Genomic DNA, 17,017 nt, shown 5'->3' with positions numbered 1-17,017 from the left:
CCGTGCCGCCTGATTGCGGGCCCGTGCGCGGACCGGTGCGTCGCCGCGTACGGTGACCGGCGTGATCGTTCCGGATGAGCTTCCGCTGTCCCGTGCCGGCGTCGACCGTGCTGCGCTGTCGCGCACCGAGGACGGGTTCGTCGCCGCGGCGCTGACCGACGACGCCACCCGGGTGCTGCTCGTGTGCGACGGCGCCGTCGTCACCTCCTCGGGGTCGCGCGTCGCGCTCCTCGGGCCGTCGCAGGTCCCGGTGGATGTCACGGACGACGACGGCTGGCTCCTCCTGGGGCGCGGCGAGGCGGGCGAGACGTACCTGGCCAGGCGCGTGGCCGACCGCCGCCCGGCCCCGCGGATCGGTGAGGCGTCGGACGTCCTCGTCCACGCCGTCCCCACGGGTCACGCGTCGGCGGCCGGACTTCCCGACGGTCTGGTGTGGACCCCCCTGCGCGACATCGGCGCGGACCTGACCGCGCACGAGGCGGGACTGGCCACGACCGCCGTCGCTCTCGACGCCTGGCACGCCCGGCACCCGCGCTGCCCCCGGTGCGGAGCGGCCACCCGCGTCGCGCAGTCCGGGTGGACGCGGGTGTGCGTCGAGGACGGCTCCGAGCACTACCCGCGCACCGACCCCGCGGTGATCATGGCGGTGGTCGACGCCGACGACCGGATCCTGCTCGGGCACGCCGCGCACTGGCCGGCCGACCGGTGGTCGACGCTCGCGGGATTCGTGGAGGCGGGGGAGTCGCTGGAGCACGCCGTCCGCAGGGAGGTGGCCGAGGAGACCGGGGTGCTCGTCGGTGACGTCGCCTACCGGGGGAGCCAGCCGTGGCCGTTCCCGGCGTCGCTCATGATCGGCTTCCGCGCCTCGGCGGTGTCCACGCAGGTCATGGTGGACGGCGTCGAGCTGACGGAGGCCCGCTGGTTCTCCCGCGACGAGCTCTCCGCGGCGGTGCGGGCGGGTGACGTCATCCCGCCGGGGCGCGCGTCGATCGCGCGGGCGCTGGTGGAGGAGTGGTTCGGGGGACCGCTCAGCTGAGCCGGGCGCGGACCTGCGCGAGCGACGGGTTCGTGGCCGCGGACCCGTCGGGGAACACGACCGTCGGGACCGTCTGGTTGCCGTCGTTGAGGGACTCGACCAGCGACGCCGCGTCGGCGTGCTCCTCGATGTTCACCTCGGTGTAGCCGATCCCTGCCGAGTCGAGCTGCGTCTTCAGCCGGCGGCAGTACCCGCACCACGTCGTGGAGTACATCGTGATGGTGCCGGCGTCGGGCAGGGTCTGCGTGGTCATCGGTCCCTCGGGGTCGAAGTGGTCGAGGCGTGGTCGGGGCGAGGTCGTCGCCCAGGGCATCAAACGTCCGTGCGCGCCCGGTTCTTCCCGCGTCGCGCGGACGGGTGACGGTACCCGATGTGCACAGGGTGGCGACGAGGGTGTCGGCAGGTGCTGAGAGACTGTGCCCGATGTCCGCCGAAGCCCTCCTGGACGCCCTCGACCCCGAGCAGCGTGCCGTCGCGACCACGCTGCGGGGACCCGTGCGCGTGCTCGCCGGGGCGGGGACGGGCAAGACGCGCGCGATCACGCACCGGATCGCGTACGGCATCCAGGTCGGCGCCTACCGCCCCGCCAACGTGCTGGCCGTGACGTTCACTGCGCGCGCCGCCGGGGAGATGCGCACGCGCCTCCGGCTGCTCGGTGCACCCGGGGTCCAGGCGCGCACGTTCCACGCGGCGGCCCTGCGGCAGCTCGGGTTCTTCTGGCCCAAGGTGGTGGGCGGGCCGCCGCCGCGCATCCTCGAGCAGAAGGTCAAGCTCGTCGCGCACGCGGCCCAGCTGGTCGGGCTCGAGACCGACCGCGAGAGCGTGCGGGACCTCGCGTCCGAGATCGAGTGGGCCAAGGTCAGCCTGGTCACCCCCGACGACTACGCGAAGGCCGCCGCCGCGACCGACCGGCCCGGCCCGGCCGGCATCGACCCGCAGTCGGTGGCCCGTCTGATGGCGGCCTACGAGTCGGCCAAGGACCAGCAGGGCGTCATCGACTTCGAGGACGTGCTGCTCCTGCTCGCGGCGATGCTGGCCGAGCGGAGGGACGTCGCCGACTCGGTCCGGGAGCAGTACCAGCACTTCGTGGTCGACGAGTACCAGGACGTCAGCCCGCTCCAGCAGTACCTGCTCGACCAGTGGCTGGGCGGCCGGCAGGAGCTGTGCGTCGTCGGGGACCCGAGCCAGACCATCTACTCGTTCGCCGGCGCGTCCGCCCACCACCTCACGACGTTCATCAGGACGTACCCGCGCGCGACCACCGTGGAGCTGGTCCGGGACTACCGCTCCACCCCGCAGGTGGTGTCCCTGGCCAACCACGTGATGCACGCGTCCCGGAAGGCGGGGGGACCGGCGCCGCTGGAGCTGCGGGCGCAGCGCCGGGACGGACCGGACGTCTCCTACGTGACCTATCCGGACGACGAGGCCGAGGCAGCCGGCGTGACGGACGCGATCGCGACCCTGGTGCGTGGCGGCGTGGCGGCCGCCGACATCGCGGTGCTGTTCCGGACCAACGTGCAGTCGGAGGCGTTCGAGGCGGCGCTCGCGGACCGGGGCATCGCGTACCAGGTGCGCGGGAACGCCCGCTTCTTCGCGCGCGCGGACGTGCGCAAGGCGATGGTCCTGCTGCGCGGCGGGGCGCGCGCCGCGGACCCGGGAACGCCGATGCCGGAGTCCGTCCGGGACATCCTGCGCAGCGCAGGCTGGACCGAGACGCCGCCCGAGGGCAGGGGAGCGGGCCGCGAGCGCTGGGACGCGCTGCAGGCCCTGGTCTCGCTCGCCGACGCCCTCGCCGCAGCCCCGCCGTCGGGTGACGGTCCGCCCACCGTCTCCGACCTCGTCGCGGAGCTCGACGAGCGCGCGGCGGCGCAGCACGCGCCGACCGTCGAGGGCGTGACCCTCGCGTCGCTGCACGCCGCCAAGGGCCTCGAGTGGGACGCGGTGTTCCTCGTCGGGCTGTCGGACGGTCTCCTGCCGACCGTCCAGGCGCAGACGGACGCGACCGTGGCCGAGGAGAGGCGCCTGCTCTACGTCGGGATCACCCGCGCCCGCGAGCACCTGCAGCTGTCGTACTCCCGTGCCCGCCACCCGCGGTCGCGCGCGAGCCGTGGCGTGTCGCGGTTCCTCACGGACCTGTGGCCGGACGAGCGGCGCAGGCCGGGTGTCCCGCGGCGTGACCTCGACGCCCGACAGCAGGCCGTGGTCGACGGTCTGACCGCGTGGCGGGACGCGCACGCGGCGGAGCTGCGACGTCAGCCCGCCTCCGTCCTGACCAGCGCGACCATCCGCGCGATCGCCGAGCGGTGCCCCCGCACGCTCGAAGAGCTCGGTGCGGTCCGCGGGGTCGGCCCCATGACGCTCGCGGACATCGGCGAGGACGTCCTGGCCGCCGTGCGCGCGACCGTCCGGGAGCCCGCTCGTTGAGCCGATCGGGCGATGGCAGAAACTCGTCGGCGAAAGTTCGTTTATTCGGTTGTCCCCTGTGCGAGCCCGGTTCTAGTCTGGGCGACGTCCTTGTTGAGGGATCACGCCGGAAGGCGAAGGTCCGAGCCGGAGAGGGGGTGGGTGCACCGATGAACACAAAGATCGACATGTCGAACGCTTACGCGTTCCTGCCGCGATCTGTCGCACCCACCACGGTCTGGTTCCAGGGGATCGCTCTGCCCATCGGCGGCGGCGCCCTCGAGCTCATCGGCGGGTCGAAGCGTCGCACGGCGACCGATCCCCGCACGCACCAGACCCGGACTCCCATGATCTGACCTCCTATCGAGGCACAGGCCGCGGAGTCCGAACTCGGACCCGCGGCCTTTCTGTTCTCCCGATGCGTCGGGTGAACGGGTTGGCAGTCGGTCCGGCACCGACGCAACACGCTCACCAGCAAGGACATCAGGAGGACATCGTGCGGCTCACGACGCTGCTCGACACGGTGAACCAGGGCGGATCCGGCCAGTGGCCCGTCACCGACAGCACTTCGACGACCGACGACCACCAGACGTTCGACCAGCTCGTCGCCGACTTCATCCCGTGCCGGTCCAACGACCCCGAGCTCTGGTTCGCCGAGCGCACCGCCGAGGTCGAGCAGGCCAAGGCCCTGTGCCGTGAGTGCCCGCTGATGGAGGGGTGCCTGGCCGGCGCCATCGACCGCGCCGAGCCGTGGGGCGTGTGGGGTGGCGAGGTGTTCGTCGGCGGTGTGGTGGTCGCGACCAAGCGTGGTCGTGGTCGTCCCCGGAAGAACGCAGTTCCCGCGGCCTGACGGCGGCGACTCAGCCCGGCGCGCCCACGAGCGACGCCGGGAGGGCGGTGCACCCGCACTCGGGGTGCACCGCCCACGTGCGTCTGCGGGGGACGACGTCCGGCAGGGACACCTCGAACGTCGCACCCGGCAGGAGTCCGGGTGCCCGGTCCAGGTGCGCGAGCACGGCCGCGGTGCCGAGACCTGCGCAGACCGCGGCGACCGGTCCGGGTTCGTCGGCGATCCCGCCGTCGTGCAGCTGCGCGACCATCGTGGGCCACGACGGGTCCGCGTCGGCGCGGTGCAGGTCGAGGCAGCGCAGGCACGGGCCGGTACCGGGCACCACGAACGGGCCCACGACCGTGTCAGCCTCGCGGACGACGACGCCGAGGTGGACGATGCCGCCGGCGACGAGGACCGGTCCGCGCCCGGGATCCGCCACGTCGTCCTCCACGAGGACGACGACGTCGGGAGGGCGGTCGGAGCTGGTGGACACGTGCGGGGCGACGTCCCGCAGCAGTCGGGCCGTCACGTGCTCGCGCACCGAACCGGCGTCGGCCCACCGGTACCCGCACGGACCGACGTCCGTCGAGCGCACGGGTCGTTCGTCGTCGACGAGCAGGGTGCCCACCCCCGCCGCCGCGAGACCGACGGCGATGCCGAGTCCCGTCGGGCCCAGCCCGAGGACCGCGACCGCCCGGTCCGCCCGCGCCCGGACGAGTCTGTCGCCGTCCCCGTCGGCGCGCAGCAGGGACCACACCGCGGCGTCCACGGCCGCAGGTCCGCGCAGGACGGCACGCTGCGGTCCACCCGTCGTCAGTCGTGCATCGGTCAGCGCGTCGACGAGTGCCCGCACCCGGTCCGGGTCGACGTCGCGCCCGGCCATCAGGTCCGCGACCCTGGTCAGGTCCGTGCGCGTGTCGACGGCCTGGAGCAGGTCCGCCTCGGCTGGTGCGAGGTCGGGCAGGCGGACCGCCCACCGAGGATCGGTCCCCACCTGGACCTCCGTCGCGGTCCGTCGCAGCACCCGCAGCCCGGCACGCAGTCGCATGGAGCTCCCTTCAGGACGAGGGCGTCACTGTCGCATCGGCGGCCGGTTCCCGGTGCGCGTCATCCACAGCCCTCGAGCATGCCGAAGGGCACCGTCCGGACGGACGATGCCCTCGGGCGAGAAAGGGTGGAGCTCAGGCCTTGCCGAGGATGCGGTTGAGCTTGGTGCCGCACACCGGACAGACGGCCTTGGCCATCCTCCGACCGGACTCGGAGACGACGACGTCCCCTTCCGCCTGGCGCTTCTCCTTGCACTTCACGCAGTAGAACTCTCCTGCATATGTCTCTGCCATGGGGCCCTCCCTCGGTGTCCTGCACCGGACCGGGGAACCGCCGGCCGGCGGCCGGGCGTGGTGGTGCTGCCACGCCCGCGCGACCTTCACAGTAGTAGTCGAGGGGCCCCCAGCCCGCGGAATCGTGCAGGACGCGCCGTGCGGCGGTGGGAGAACAGGGCCGCGTGGGTGTCCCGCGCTAGCGTTCTTCCGTGCAGCCCACGCAGGACCTGTCGCAGGTGGAGATCCGCCGCTCACGCAAACGCGTGCGCACGGTGACCGCCTGGCGCGAGGGCGACCGGACGATCGTCGCCATCCCGGCACGGTTCACCAGGGCCCAGGAGCACGAGTGGGTGCGCCGCATGCTGGCCCGGCTCGCGGCCCAGGAGCGGCGGCGGCGCCCGTCGGACGACGAGCTGATGGCGCGGGCGACGGAGCTGTCGGTGAAGTACCTGGACGGACGGGCGCGGCCGACGACGGTCCGCTGGTCCACGAACCAGGGGCGGCGCTGGGGTTCCTGCACCCCGTCGGACGGCACCATCCGGATCTCCGACCGCGTGCGCGGCATGCCGCGGTGGGTGCTCGACTACGTGCTGCTGCACGAGCTGGCGCACCTGCTGCACGCCGGGCACGGGCCCGAGTTCTGGGCGGTGCTCGACGCCTACCCCCGCACGCTGCGCGCCCGGGGGTTCCTGGAGGGGTACGCGTACGCGGCCGAGCGCGGCGCGCACGGACCGCCGGGCGCGACCGAGGCGGACGACGTCGTCGGCGAGGACGAGGTCGACGACGGCGGGGTCGAGGAGCCGGACGGCGTCGTCGCCGACGAGGTGGACGTCGAGGACTTCCCACCCGACGACGATGACGAGGTCGACGACGGGCCGGTCGGCCAGCTGGAGCTCGAGCTCGACGACCTGGGGTCCGAGCGCCGGAGCTGAGGCCGGCGACGCGGGATCGTCCCGGTCACCGCGTGCGGCCGAGCGCGATCGTCGGTGCCCGACGACGCGCAGGCGCTCGTCGTGCCGGTCAGGGGGCGGAGTCGGCGTTCGGGTCCTCGCCCAGGATCTCCGCCAGGGCACGGTCCACCTCGGCGGCGTCGTCGACGGCCGTCGCCCGACGACCCGCGTAGCCGGCCGGGTCGTCGAGGTCCTCGGTGCCGGGCAGCAGGTCGGGGTGGTCCCAGACGGCGTCGCGCGCGGTCGCGCCGTTGTCTCGGGTGATCTGCGCCCAGAGTGCCGCCGCGTCGCGCAGGCGCCGGGGCCGCAGCTCGAGGCCGACGAGGTTGGCGAACGTCTGCTCGGCGGGCCCCCCGGCGGCGCGGCGGCGACGGATCATCTCGCGCAGCGCCATCGTGTGCGGCAGGTGGGGGAGCGCGGCCGTGGCGGTGACCTCGTCGACCCAGCCCTCGACCAGGGCCAGCGCGGTCTCGAGCCGTTCGAGCGCGGCCTTCTGCGCGGGCGTGGTGTGCGGGGCGAAGACGCCGCCCGACAACGCCTGCTGGAGCGCCGCCGTGTCGGTCACGTCGATCGAGCGCACGGCCTCCTCGAGCTGGTCGGCGTCGATGGTGATGCCGCGCGCGTAGGCCTCCACGGTGGCGAGCAGGTGGGCCCGCAGCCAGGGCACGTGCGTGAACAGGCGCGTGGCGGCCGCCTCGCGCAGCGCGAGGAAGAGGCGGACCTCCTCGGCCGGCGCATCGAGCCCTTCGGCGAACGCATCGACGTTGGCGGCCACGATCGCGGGCGTCGGCCGGTCGAGCAGCGGGAGCCCGATGTCGGTCGTGCCGAACACCTCGTGGGCCAGGGTGCCCGCCGCCTGGCCGACCTGCATGCCGAAGACGGCGGACCCGAGCTGGCGCAGGAGCTGGCCGGGCTCGATGCCGCCGGGGAGCGCGAGGTCCTCCGGCGCGCCCTCGGGCAGGGCGCCCCCGAGCGCACCGACGAGCGCGACCGACAGCGAGGACGCCACCGGCTCGGTCAGCGTGCGCCACGTCGGCAGGGTCGCCTCGACCCACTCCGCGCGGCTCCACGCCCGCGGTGTGCCCGTCGACGGCGGCAGGTCCGTGGCAGCGTCGAGCCACAGCTCCGCGACGGCGAGCGCGTCGAGGACCTGGCGGGTCTGGGCGCTGGTCAGCGACGGGTCGCCGCCCGCCGCGGCCTGCTGGCGGGCGAGGTCGTGCGCCATCTGCCAGTTGACCGGGTCGTCGCCGGACGCGGCCAGCAGGGCCTGGACCTGCGCGAACACCTGCTGGAGCGCCGCCGGGTCATCGGGGAGGCCGGAGGCGGCGGCCATCGCGCCGGGGTCGAAGCCGCGTTCCTGCAGCTCGCGGATCGCCTCGTCGGCGCCGTCGCCCAGCATCGCGCGCATCACCTGCTCCCAGGCGGGCACGCCACCATCGGCTCCCGGGACGGCGGAGTTGTCGGGGCTCACGTGGACCTCCTGCGACGATAGGGCCGGCTGCGAACCACGGTAACCGCGCAGCACAGGAACGAGGGACGGTGGGCGAGCAGATTCGCTCAGGGCGCACACGACGCGGTGGCGACCCAGGGGCAGGGCCGGTCGGACCGGTCCTGGCCGACGACGTGGTCGTCGTCGGCCGCGGACCCATCGCGTCTGCTGTCGCCGCAGCATGGGGCGAGGACGTGCGGACGATCGACGAGCTTCCCGCCGACAACCCGCAGGACCACCTGGTCGGCGCAGGAGTCGTGGTGCTCGTCCTCCACCCGGGCGACCTCGTCGGCTCCCCGGTCAACGGGCGTCGCGAGCGCGAGACGGCCGTGGTCGCCCACACGCAGCGCGTCCTCGGCGCCGCGCGGGCGGTCGGCGCCCGGCACGTCGTGTCGATCGGGTCGGCCGTCGTGCACGGCGCGTGGGCGGACCGTCCCGTGATCCACGACGCCGACGCCCTCCCGCGCGTCGACGAGGCGGCCCGCGAAGGGCTGGTCGGTGACCTCCTGGCTGCCGAGGCCGTGCTGGAGCGCGCCCGGCGTCGCAAGGCTCCGCTCGTCACGGTGCTGCGTCCCGCGGCGGTGGTCGGGGTGGGGATCGACACCTTCGTGACGCGGCACTTCGAGGCGCCGCGCCTGCTGACGGTGCGGGGTGCTGTCCGGCAGTGGCAGTTCGTCCACGTCGAGGACCTCGCGGCCGCCGCGCGGTTCGCCGTGGCGCACCGGCTCACGGGCGCTCTCACGGTCGGCGCGGAGGACGTGCTCGAACCCGCCGAGGTCGAGACGGCCGCCGGCATGCGACGGATCGAGCTGGCGGCGACCACCGCGTTCGGCACCGCCGAGCGCCTGCACCGCGTCGGGGTGCTGCCCGCGCCGGCCTCCGAGCTGGCGTTCGTCGTCTATCCGTGGACGGTCGCGGCCGACCGGCTGCGTGACGCGGGCTGGGCCGCGCGCTGGTCGAGCGCCGCCTGCCTGGACGTGCTGCTGGAAGGCGTCCAGGGCCGGGTCGCCGTGGCCGGGCGGCGCGTCGGCACCAGGGATGCCGCGGCGCTCGGGGCGGCGGGGGCGGCGGTGGCCCTCATCGGCACGGCGGCCGTGTGGCGCCAGGCACGCGCCCGGCGGCGCCCGTGAACGGTGCGGGTGCCGAGCCGGGGGATGATGTGGGGGTGCTCGACCAGCCCACCTCACCCTTCGCCGTCGACGCCGACCAGGCGGAGCCCGAACGCATCAGCCCTCGGTCGCTCACCCTCTCGGTCGGCATGATGGTCACCGCGCTGCTCCTGGCCGTCCTCGTGGTGCTCCCGGTGCCGTACGCGATCAGCAGCCCCGGACCCACGCGTGACGTGCTCGGCGAGCACGACGGCACTCCGCTCATCCAGATCTCGGGCGCCGAGACGTTCGAGTCGACCGGCGAGCTGCGCCTGACCACCGTGTCGGGCACGGGCGGTCCCGGGTTCCCGTCGAGCGTCGTCGGGGTCCTGCAGGGCTGGCTCTCGCCGTGGGCCGTCGTCCAGCCGGTCGAGCTGCTCTACCCGCCGGACCGGACGCAGGACGAGATCGACGAGTCGAACACCGCCGAGATGGTCTCCTCGCAGGAGAACGCCGCGGTCGCCGCGCTCACCGAGCTCGGCTACGAGGTCCCTGCGACGCTCGTCGTCGCCGGCACGGTCGAGGGGTCCGACGCGGAGGGCAACATCGAGGAGGGGGACGTCATCGTCGCCCTCGACGGGACCGCGGTGCCCGACTACCAGGAGCTCATCGGGCTGCTCGACGCGGTCGAGGCCGGGGACACCGTGACCCTGACCGTCCGGCGGCACGGTCAGTCGGTCGACATCCCGATCGTGACCACGGAGAAGCCCGACGGCGGCGCACAGATCGGCGTGTTCATCGACCCCGCGTTCGACATGCCGGTCGAGGTGACCATCAGCATCGACGACATCGGCGGTCCCAGCGCGGGGACCATGTTCGCGCTCGGCATCATCGACAAGATGACGCCGGAGGACGAGGCGAACGGCAAGGACATCGCGGGGACGGGCACCATCGACGTCACCGGCGAGGTCGGGCCCATCGGCGGCATCCGGCAGAAGCTTGCCGGTTCGGTGCGCGACGGTGCGACATGGTTCCTGGCCCCTGCCGCGAACTGCGACGAGGTCGTCGACCACGTGCCGGACGGTCTGCGCGTGGTGCGCATCGAGACCTTGCACGAGGCGCGGGAGGCCATCACGGCGATCGGCGCCGGCGCGGCGGACGACCTGCCCACCTGCACGTCCTAGTCGAGGGTCGACCGGACCGCCGCGACGAGCCCGGGCACGAGGTCCGGGCCCTGCCCGACCTGCTCGGCGGTGTCGTTCGCGCGGCTGCGCACCGCGCACCAGGACGGGCCGTCGCGCAGCGCGCCCACGACGAGCCGCACGTCCTGGCGCTCGGGATGGGCGAGCAGGTACTCCAGCGCGGCGTCGGTGTCCTGCGGCATCGCCTCCTCGGCGGCCGGCGGGAGCACGACGCGCTCGACGGTCACCGCCATCCCGTCCACCGTCGACGGCCACGACAGACCGGCGAGCAGCGTCTCCAGGTCCGGCGCGGCGGGCAGCTCCTCCTGCTCGACCGACGTGAGGTGCCACGGCTGCTCCCGGGCGGACGCCAGGACGGACGGGTCGAGCTGGGTGGCGAGCCCGGGCTCCGTGCGCAGCATCTCCTGCGTGCGGACCAGCGCGAAGACCCGGACGGGCCCGTCCCACCCGGCCTCGGCGACGTGGTGCTCGATCTCGCGGACGGAGTCGGCCAGCGCGGTCAGGTCGGGGGAGGGTTCACTCACAGGTTCATCGTCGCATTCCTGTGGGAACCTGTGCCTCGACCGGCACGTTCTCCCGTGCGAGTGGCGGCGTTCTGTGTCGTCGCCCGGCACGGGCACACCCGTGCTGATCTGTACTCACCTGTTGCCGACGACGAGGACTGCCACGCCGTGACTTTCGGAAGCCCGCCGCCCCGCCCGAGCCCGGCGCGTCCGCGCCGACGCGGAGCGCTCGCCCCCACGCTCGTCGTCCTCGGGGTGCTCGTCGTCGCCGTGCTGATCCTGGCCCAGGTCTGGACCGAGGTCCTCTGGTACCAGCAGCTCGGGTTCGGCAACGTGATCCGCACCGAGTGGGGCACACGCGCGATCCTGTTCGTGCTCGGGTTCCTCGTCATGGGCGGCGCCGTCTGGTGGAGCCTCAACTTCGGCTACCGGTCGCGCCCCGTGTACGCGCCGTCGACGCAGGAGCAGGCGAACCTCGACCAGTACCGCGAGGCCATCGAACCGCTGCGCCGCCTGGTCATGATCGTCGGCCCCGCCGTCCTCGGCCTGTTCGCCGGTGCCGCGGCGTCCCAGCAGTGGCAGACCATCCAGCTGTGGCTGCACGGCGGCACAGTCGGCAAGACCGACCCCCAGTACGGCATCGACCTGGGCTTCTACCTCTTCACGCTGCCCGGCCTGCGGTTCGTCGTCTCGTTCCTCATGGCGGTCGTCGTGCTCTCCGGCATCGGCGCCCTGGCCACCCAGTACCTCTACGGCGGCCTGCGGGTCGGTGGCGCACGCGGCGGCGCACCGCGGACGACGAAGGCGGCGCGCATCCAGCTGTCGGTCATCGCCGCCGTGCTCATGCTGCTCATCGCCGCGAGCTACTGGCTGGACCGGTTCTCGATCCTGACCAAGACGGGCCGCAAGTTCGCCGGCGCCTCGTTCACCGACGTGAACGCCGTCATCCCGTCGAAGGCGATCCTGGCGGGCATCGCGATCTTCGTCGCAGTGATGTTCATCGCGACCGCGATCCGTGGAAACTGGCGGCTCCCGGCGATCGGTGTCGGGCTGATGGTGGTGGCGGCCGTGGCCGTCGGCGGCGTGTACCCCGCAGTGGTCCAGCGTTTCCAGGTGCAGCCGAACCAGCAGGACGCCGAGTCCGAGTTCATCCAGCGCAACATCGTCGCCACCCTCGACGCCTACGACCTGGAAGACGTCGAGAAGACCGAGTACGACGCGGAGGTGACCGCGGAGGCCGGCGCGCTGCGTGCCGACGCCGACACCACGGCCTCGATCCGTCTCCTCGACCCGCAGATCGTCAGCCCGTCGTTCAAGCAGCTCGAGCAGATCCGCGCGTTCTACGACTTCCCGGACTCGCTGTCGGTGGACCGGTACGAGATCGACGGCGAGAGCCGCGACACGGTGATCGCGGTCCGCGAGCTGTCCCTCGAGGGACTCGACGCGCAGCAGCGGAACTGGACCAACGACACCACGGTCTACACCCACGGCTACGGCGTCGTCGCGGCCTACGGCAACACCACCGCGGGGCGCGGCGCGCCCAACTTCTGGGAGCAGGGCATCCCGTCGCAGGGGCAGATGGGCGAGTACGAGCCGCGCATCTACTTCAGCCCCAAGGCTCCGCTCTACTCGATCGTCGGTGCCCCCGAAGGGGCGCGGCCGTGGGAGCTCGACTACCCGGCCGACGACTCGGAGGGTGCCGTCAACAGCACGTTCCCGACGCAGGACGTCTCGGCCGGCCCGTCGATCGGCAACCCGCTGACCAAGCTGCTGTACGCGCTGAAGTTCGGCTCGGAGCAGATCCTCTTCTCGGACCGCGTGACCAGCGACTCGCAGATCCTCTACGACCGTGACCCGCGCGACCGCGTCCAGAAGGTCGCGCCGTACCTCACGCTCGACGGCCGCGCGTACCCCGCGGTCGTGGACGAGAAGGTCGTCTGGATCGTCGACGGCTACACGACGTCGGACCAGTACCCGTACTCGGAGCCGAGGTCGCTCGACGACGCCACGACGGACTCGCTGACCGAGACGTCCGAGACCGTCCAGGCGCTCCAGCCGAAGACCGCGAACTACATCCGCAACTCGGTGAAGGCCACGGTCGACGCCTACGACGGCTCGGTCACGCTGTACGCCTGGGACGCCGAGGACCCGATCCTCCAGGCCTGGGACTCGGTCTTCCCGTCCACGCTGCAGCCGCTGTCCGAGATCAAGGGCAGCCTGATGAGCCACCTGCGCTACCCCGAGGACCTGTTCAAGGTGCAGCGCGCCCTGCTCGCCCGGTACCACGTGACCGACGCCGGCCAGTTCTTCTCCGGCAACGACTTCTGGGCCAACCCGAACGACCCGACCAGCAGCGTCGCCGTCCCGCAGCCGCCGTACTACCTGACGCTGCGGATGCCCGACCAGGACGAGGCGAGCTTCTCGCTGATGTCGTCGTTCATCCCGACCGGCACCAACGCGCGCAACGTCCTGACCGGGTACCTGGCGGTCGATGCCGAGGCGGGCAACGAGGACGGCAAACCGTCCCCGGACTACGGCAAGATGCGCCTGCTCGAGCTGCCACGCGACTCGACGGTGCCCGGACCCGGTCAGGTGAACAACAACTTCGTCGCCGACCCGGACGTGTCCAACGAGCTCAACATCCTCGGCCGTGGCGACTCGCAGGTGGTCCGCGGCAACCTGCTGACCCTGCCCATGGGCGGCGGCCTGCTGTACGTGCAGCCGGTCTACGTGCAGGCGCGGTCCGGCACCACGTTCCCGCTGCTGCAACGCGTGCTCGTCGCGTTCGGTGACGACATCGGGTTCGCGGACACCCTCGACGGCGCCCTCGACCAGGTGTTCGGCGGCGACTCGGGCGCCGACGCCGGCGACGCCGGTACCGACCCGGACGCCGAGACCCCGCCGACGGACGAACCGACCGACGAGCCGACGGACGGCGAGACGGCCGCGCCCACCGACCCCGGGACGGAGACCGGCGAGGAGGCGACCGCACGGGCGGACCTCGACCGGGCCCTGCAGCAGGCCAAGCAGGCCATCGCGGACAGCCAGTCGGCGCTGGCGCGCAACGACTTCGCCGCCTACGGCGAGGCGCAGCAGCGACTCGACGCAGCCGTCCAGAGCGCCCTCGAGGCGGAGGCCCGCCTCGACGAGTGACCGCACGGCGCCCGGTCGGTGGAGGTGACGTACGCCACCACCGGCCGGGCACCTGCGATTTGGTCCCCCCTGACGGGTGAGGTAAGTTGTAACCACCGACGCGGGGTGGAGCAGCTCGGTAGCTCGCTGGGCTCATAACCCAGAGGTCGCAGGTTCAAATCCTGCCCCCGCTACAAGAAGACGAAGGCCCGGACCTGATGGTCCGGGCCTTCGTCGTTGACGCAACCCTGCCCTCCTGCCGCGCACGCAGCCGGGCGGGAAGGGCGGACTGATCGCCGAGCGCGGTATCGAGCGCATCGAGCAAGCGAGCGCCGCATCCAGGCATCCATCGAGAATCGATTGCGCTGTCGCAACGGTGGGGTATTCGATGAGGGGTGCTGCTCGAACGCCAGTCTCAACTTGCAGCCCTGACCGGCTACCTCGCCGAAGCCACGAGGGGTCGGGGGCGCATGGTGCTGGTCAACGGTCCAGCCGGCATCGGGAAGAGCGCACTCGTGGAGCAGTTCACGTCGGACAGCGACGTCCGGGTGATGTGCGGGGTCTGCGACGGGGCTGTGCCGGCACGGCCGATGGGCCCACTGACCGACGTCGCCGACGCGCTCGGCCCCGACGTCGCCGACCAGTTGCGGGGAGCTCCGGACCGACTGGTGCTCTACACCGCAGTGCTCTCGGCGCTCGGCGATCAACCCACGATCCTCGTCATCGAGGACGCACACTGGGCTGACGAGGCGACCCTGGACATGATCCGTTACCTCGGCCGACGGGTGCGGGACGTTTCCGTGCTGGTCCTGGTGACGCTCCGCAGCGACGAGCTCGGGCCTGGCCATCCTCTGACACTCGTCCTCGGGGACCTGGCGTCGTGTGCCACGACCGTGCGGCTCGCGGTGCCGAGCCTGACCCGGTCGGCGGTCGAGCAGTGGGTACGGGAGGTCGGTGCCGCAGTCGACGTCGACGTGTTGTTCCACCGGACCGAGGGGAACGCCTTCTTCGTCAGCGAGCTGCTGGCGGCCGGCACCGATCGCCTCCCCGCTGGTCTGCGCGACGCAGTGCTGAGCCGGGCCGCGCGACTCTCACCGCCCGGTCGCACCGTCCTCGACGCGGTGGCCGTGCTCGGCAGGTCCGACTCGAACCTCGTGCTCGCGACCGCCGGGGTCCACCCCCGTGAGCTCGACGAGTGTCTCCGCGGCGGTCTGTTGGTCTGCACCGACCGACTTGTGGACTTCCGTCACGACCTGGCTCGGCAGGTGGTCCTGGACGCCCTCTCGCTGGCAACCACCACGGCTCTGGCGGCGCGGGCGCTGGACTGGTTGGAGGTGCACTCCAGCACCGACGAAAGGCTCCTGGCCACACTGGCCGAGCGGGCGGGGGACGCGGACGCGATCCTCGTGCACGCACCCCGGGCCGGCAGGCAGGCAGCGCATCTGGGAGCCCACGCCGAAGCGGTGCAACATCTGCAGGCCGCTGTGCGACATCGCACCCGGCTCTCCGACGGCGACCAGGCGAAGCTCCTCGCCGACCTCGCCTTCGAGTGCTATCTCACCGGGCTGTTCGAGGAGTCCTTGGAATGCAGCCGGACCTCCTTGGACCTGCACCGGACCGCGGGCGACACCCTGGGTGTCGGGGTGGCGTTGCGGTGGTGCTCCCGCATCAGCTGGGTGTTGGGTCACACGCGAGAAGCACACCAGTACGGCAACGAGGCGGTGCGGACCCTCGAGAAGGTGTCCGCGAGCGAACCGCTGGCGATGGCCTTCAGCAACATGTCCCAGCTGTGCGTGCTGGCCGGCGACGCCGAGGGTGCCATCGCCTGGGGACGGCGCGCGATCAGCCTGGGCACCGACCTTGGTGCCGACGAGGTCGTCATGCACGCCCAGACCAACATCGGTAGTGCGCTCAGCTCGTCCGGTCGCCTGGACGAGGGCCGTGCCGTGCTGGAGGCGAGCCTGGACCGGGGCCTGGAGAACGAGGCCCACGAGCACACGGCACGGACCTATAACAACCTGGCGTCGGCGACGCTGAGTCACCACCTGGTCGCGGAGACGCGCGACTACCTCGCGGCCGGGATCGGCTACTCCCTGAAGCGCGACCTCGACACCTGGCGGCTCAACATGGAGGCGATGGCCGCCGAGCTGGAGCTGATGACAGGAGAGTGGGAGCAGGCGTTGATCCGGTGCCGACCCATCCTCGAGAACCGCGGCTCGAGCGCCAGCCGGGGCACCGCCTTGCTCGTCGCCGGAACTGTCGGGATCAGGCGCGGGGACCCTGACGCCGTCGACCACCTCGACGAGGCCTTCGCACTGGCCAGCCGCGGGCGCAACCCTGAGCTCACGGTCCCCGTCGCGATGGTCCGTGCCGAGGCCGCGTGGATCCGCGACCAACCCGACAGGGTGCAGGCAGAGATCGACCGCGCCTGGGTGGCGGCGTGCGAGACCAGGAACGGCTGGTGGATCGGTACGCTCGCCTGGTGGTCGGTGCTGTCGGACGATCCCCGGCAGGGTTCGCCCATCGCTCCGCCCTTCGACCTGATGCTCGCCGGCCGGTGGTCCGAGGCAGCAGAGATCTGGGAGAGCATCGGCGACCCGTTCTGGCACGCCATCACACTGGCCGGATCCGACGATCCCGCCCATGCCCGCACCGCTCACGAGCTGCTCGTCCAGCTCGGTGGGAGCGCGACACTGCGAGCAGCCGCGCGGGAGTGGCAGCGACGCGGAGTGCCCGTTCCGCGGGGGCCCAGGCCGGCACCGGACGACTCACACGGTCTGACGGCCCGGGAGCTTGAGGTGCTGCACCTGCTGTGTGAGGGGCTCAGCAACCACGAGATCGCCCACACCCTTGTGCTGGCACCGAAGACGGTCGGCCACCACGTCTCGGCGGTGCTGCAGAAGCTGGAGGTCCCGACCCGGGCACGAGCCACCGCCCGAGCGCGCCAGCTGGGCATCGTGAAGCCGGAGAGCCGGCCGCCAATCTAGGGCGAGTTCCCGATGCGGCGACCCGGTCGGTCGAGATGTCCTGGGATCCCAGTCACGACCGACGCGAAAGGCA

At 72.6% G+C, this 17,017-nt stretch carries 13 protein-coding genes, 1 tRNA gene and 1 pseudogene; 10 read left to right on the top strand and 5 right to left on the bottom strand.

Annotated features, from left to right (window positions below; genetic code table 11):
- Positions 1-61: 61 nt before the first annotated feature.
- Entirely contained in the window at positions 62-1,036 is a 975-nt protein-coding gene (nudC, locus tag ASF78_RS05525) for an NAD(+) diphosphatase (protein WP_369816303.1), read from the top strand.
- On the opposite strand, the gene ASF78_RS05520 is transcribed toward nudC, so the two are convergent.
- Positions 1,029-1,289 (bottom strand): mycoredoxin, encoded by a 261-nt coding sequence (locus tag ASF78_RS05520; RefSeq protein WP_056588212.1) that lies wholly within the window; start codon positions 1,287-1,289, stop codon positions 1,029-1,031. The genes nudC and ASF78_RS05520 overlap by 8 nt on opposite strands.
- Positions 1,290-1,459: 170 nt before the next feature.
- Here ASF78_RS05520 and ASF78_RS05515 point away from each other — a divergent pair, with 170 nt between their 5' ends.
- The 3 genes from ASF78_RS05515 (at position 1,460) to ASF78_RS05505 (ending at position 4,289) form a co-directional block, all read left to right on the top strand.
- Positions 1,460-3,460, top strand: coding sequence for an ATP-dependent helicase (locus tag ASF78_RS05515; protein ID WP_056585558.1), 2,001 nt, complete (start codon positions 1,460-1,462; stop codon positions 3,458-3,460).
- Between the two features lie 149 nt (positions 3,461-3,609).
- Positions 3,610-3,795: a hypothetical protein gene (locus ASF78_RS05510; protein WP_156374047.1), complete on the top strand. Its 186-nt coding sequence runs from the start codon at positions 3,610-3,612 to the stop codon at positions 3,793-3,795.
- A gap of 140 nt (positions 3,796-3,935) precedes the next feature.
- Entirely contained in the window at positions 3,936-4,289 is a 354-nt protein-coding gene (locus ASF78_RS05505; protein WP_056585554.1) for a WhiB family transcriptional regulator, read from the top strand.
- Positions 4,290-4,299: 10 nt separating this feature from the next.
- On the opposite strand, the gene ASF78_RS05500 is transcribed toward ASF78_RS05505, so the two are convergent.
- Both ASF78_RS05500 and ASF78_RS22705 read right to left on the bottom strand, forming a co-directional pair.
- Positions 4,300-5,319: a hypothetical protein gene (locus tag ASF78_RS05500; protein WP_056585551.1), complete on the bottom strand. Its 1,020-nt coding sequence runs from the start codon at positions 5,317-5,319 to the stop codon at positions 4,300-4,302.
- Between the two features lie 133 nt (positions 5,320-5,452).
- The gene (locus tag ASF78_RS22705; RefSeq protein WP_146844118.1) at positions 5,453-5,611 is read right to left on the bottom strand and encodes a DUF5679 domain-containing protein; all 159 of its coding nucleotides are present in this window, start codon (positions 5,609-5,611) and stop codon (positions 5,453-5,455) included.
- A gap of 191 nt (positions 5,612-5,802) precedes the next feature.
- On the opposite strand from ASF78_RS22705, the pseudogene ASF78_RS05495 reads away from it, so the two are divergent.
- Positions 5,803-6,396 (top strand): annotated as a pseudogene (locus ASF78_RS05495) (SprT-like domain-containing protein); the annotation flags it as partial.
- A 217-nt stretch (positions 6,397-6,613) separates the two neighbouring features.
- On the opposite strand, the gene ASF78_RS05490 reads toward ASF78_RS05495, so the two are convergent.
- Positions 6,614-8,014, bottom strand: coding sequence for a zinc-dependent metalloprotease (locus tag ASF78_RS05490; RefSeq protein ID WP_056585549.1), 1,401 nt, complete (start codon positions 8,012-8,014; stop codon positions 6,614-6,616).
- A gap of 68 nt (positions 8,015-8,082) precedes the next feature.
- On the opposite strand from ASF78_RS05490, the gene ASF78_RS05485 reads away from it, so the two are divergent.
- A complete protein-coding gene (locus ASF78_RS05485) occupies positions 8,083-9,162 on the top strand; it encodes an NAD-dependent epimerase/dehydratase family protein (protein WP_235518403.1) in 1,080 nt (359 codons plus the stop codon).
- Positions 9,163-9,197: 35 nt separating this feature from the next.
- Entirely contained in the window at positions 9,198-10,304 is a 1,107-nt protein-coding gene (locus ASF78_RS05480; protein ID WP_056588209.1) for a PDZ domain-containing protein, read from the top strand.
- Here ASF78_RS05480 and ASF78_RS05475 read toward each other — a convergent pair.
- The gene (locus ASF78_RS05475; protein WP_056585545.1) at positions 10,301-10,846 is read right to left on the bottom strand and encodes a PPA1309 family protein; all 546 of its coding nucleotides are present in this window, start codon (positions 10,844-10,846) and stop codon (positions 10,301-10,303) included. The genes ASF78_RS05480 and ASF78_RS05475 overlap by 4 nt on opposite strands.
- 147 nt (positions 10,847-10,993) lie before the next feature.
- Between ASF78_RS05475 and ASF78_RS05470 the strand changes: the two genes are divergently transcribed.
- The 3 genes from ASF78_RS05470 (at position 10,994) to ASF78_RS05460 (ending at position 16,944) form a co-directional block, all read left to right on the top strand.
- Entirely contained in the window at positions 10,994-13,978 is a 2,985-nt protein-coding gene (locus ASF78_RS05470; RefSeq protein WP_056585543.1) for a UPF0182 family protein, read from the top strand.
- A gap of 99 nt (positions 13,979-14,077) precedes the next feature.
- Positions 14,078-14,151, top strand: a tRNA-Met gene (locus tag ASF78_RS05465).
- Positions 14,152-14,352: 201 nt separating this feature from the next.
- A complete protein-coding gene (locus ASF78_RS05460; protein ID WP_056585541.1) occupies positions 14,353-16,944 on the top strand; it encodes an AAA family ATPase in 2,592 nt (863 codons plus the stop codon).
- Positions 16,945-17,017 lie beyond the last annotated feature (73 nt).

The sequence above is a fragment of the Cellulomonas sp. Leaf334 genome, from assembly GCF_001424195.1.
Classification (GTDB): Bacteria; Actinomycetota; Actinomycetes; order Actinomycetales; family Cellulomonadaceae; genus Cellulomonas.
The sequence above is the reverse complement of the archived record's forward strand: the minus strand, read 5'-3'. Positions and strand labels throughout refer to the sequence as shown.

Excerpts from the sequence above, each read along its gene's own strand:
- ASF78_RS05520 (WP_056588212.1), bottom strand. The coding sequence starts at position 1,289 with ATGACCACGCAGACCCTGCCCGACGCCGGCACCATCACGATGTACTCC.
- ASF78_RS05515 (WP_056585558.1), top strand. The coding sequence starts at position 1,460 with ATGTCCGCCGAAGCCCTCCTGGACGCCCTCGACCCCGAGCAGCGTGCC.
- ASF78_RS05510 (WP_156374047.1), top strand. The coding sequence starts at position 3,610 with ATGAACACAAAGATCGACATGTCGAACGCTTACGCGTTCCTGCCGCGA.
- ASF78_RS05500 (WP_056585551.1), bottom strand. The coding sequence starts at position 5,319 with ATGCGACTGCGTGCCGGGCTGCGGGTGCTGCGACGGACCGCGACGGAG.
- ASF78_RS22705 (WP_146844118.1), bottom strand. The coding sequence starts at position 5,611 with ATGGCAGAGACATATGCAGGAGAGTTCTACTGCGTGAAGTGCAAGGAG.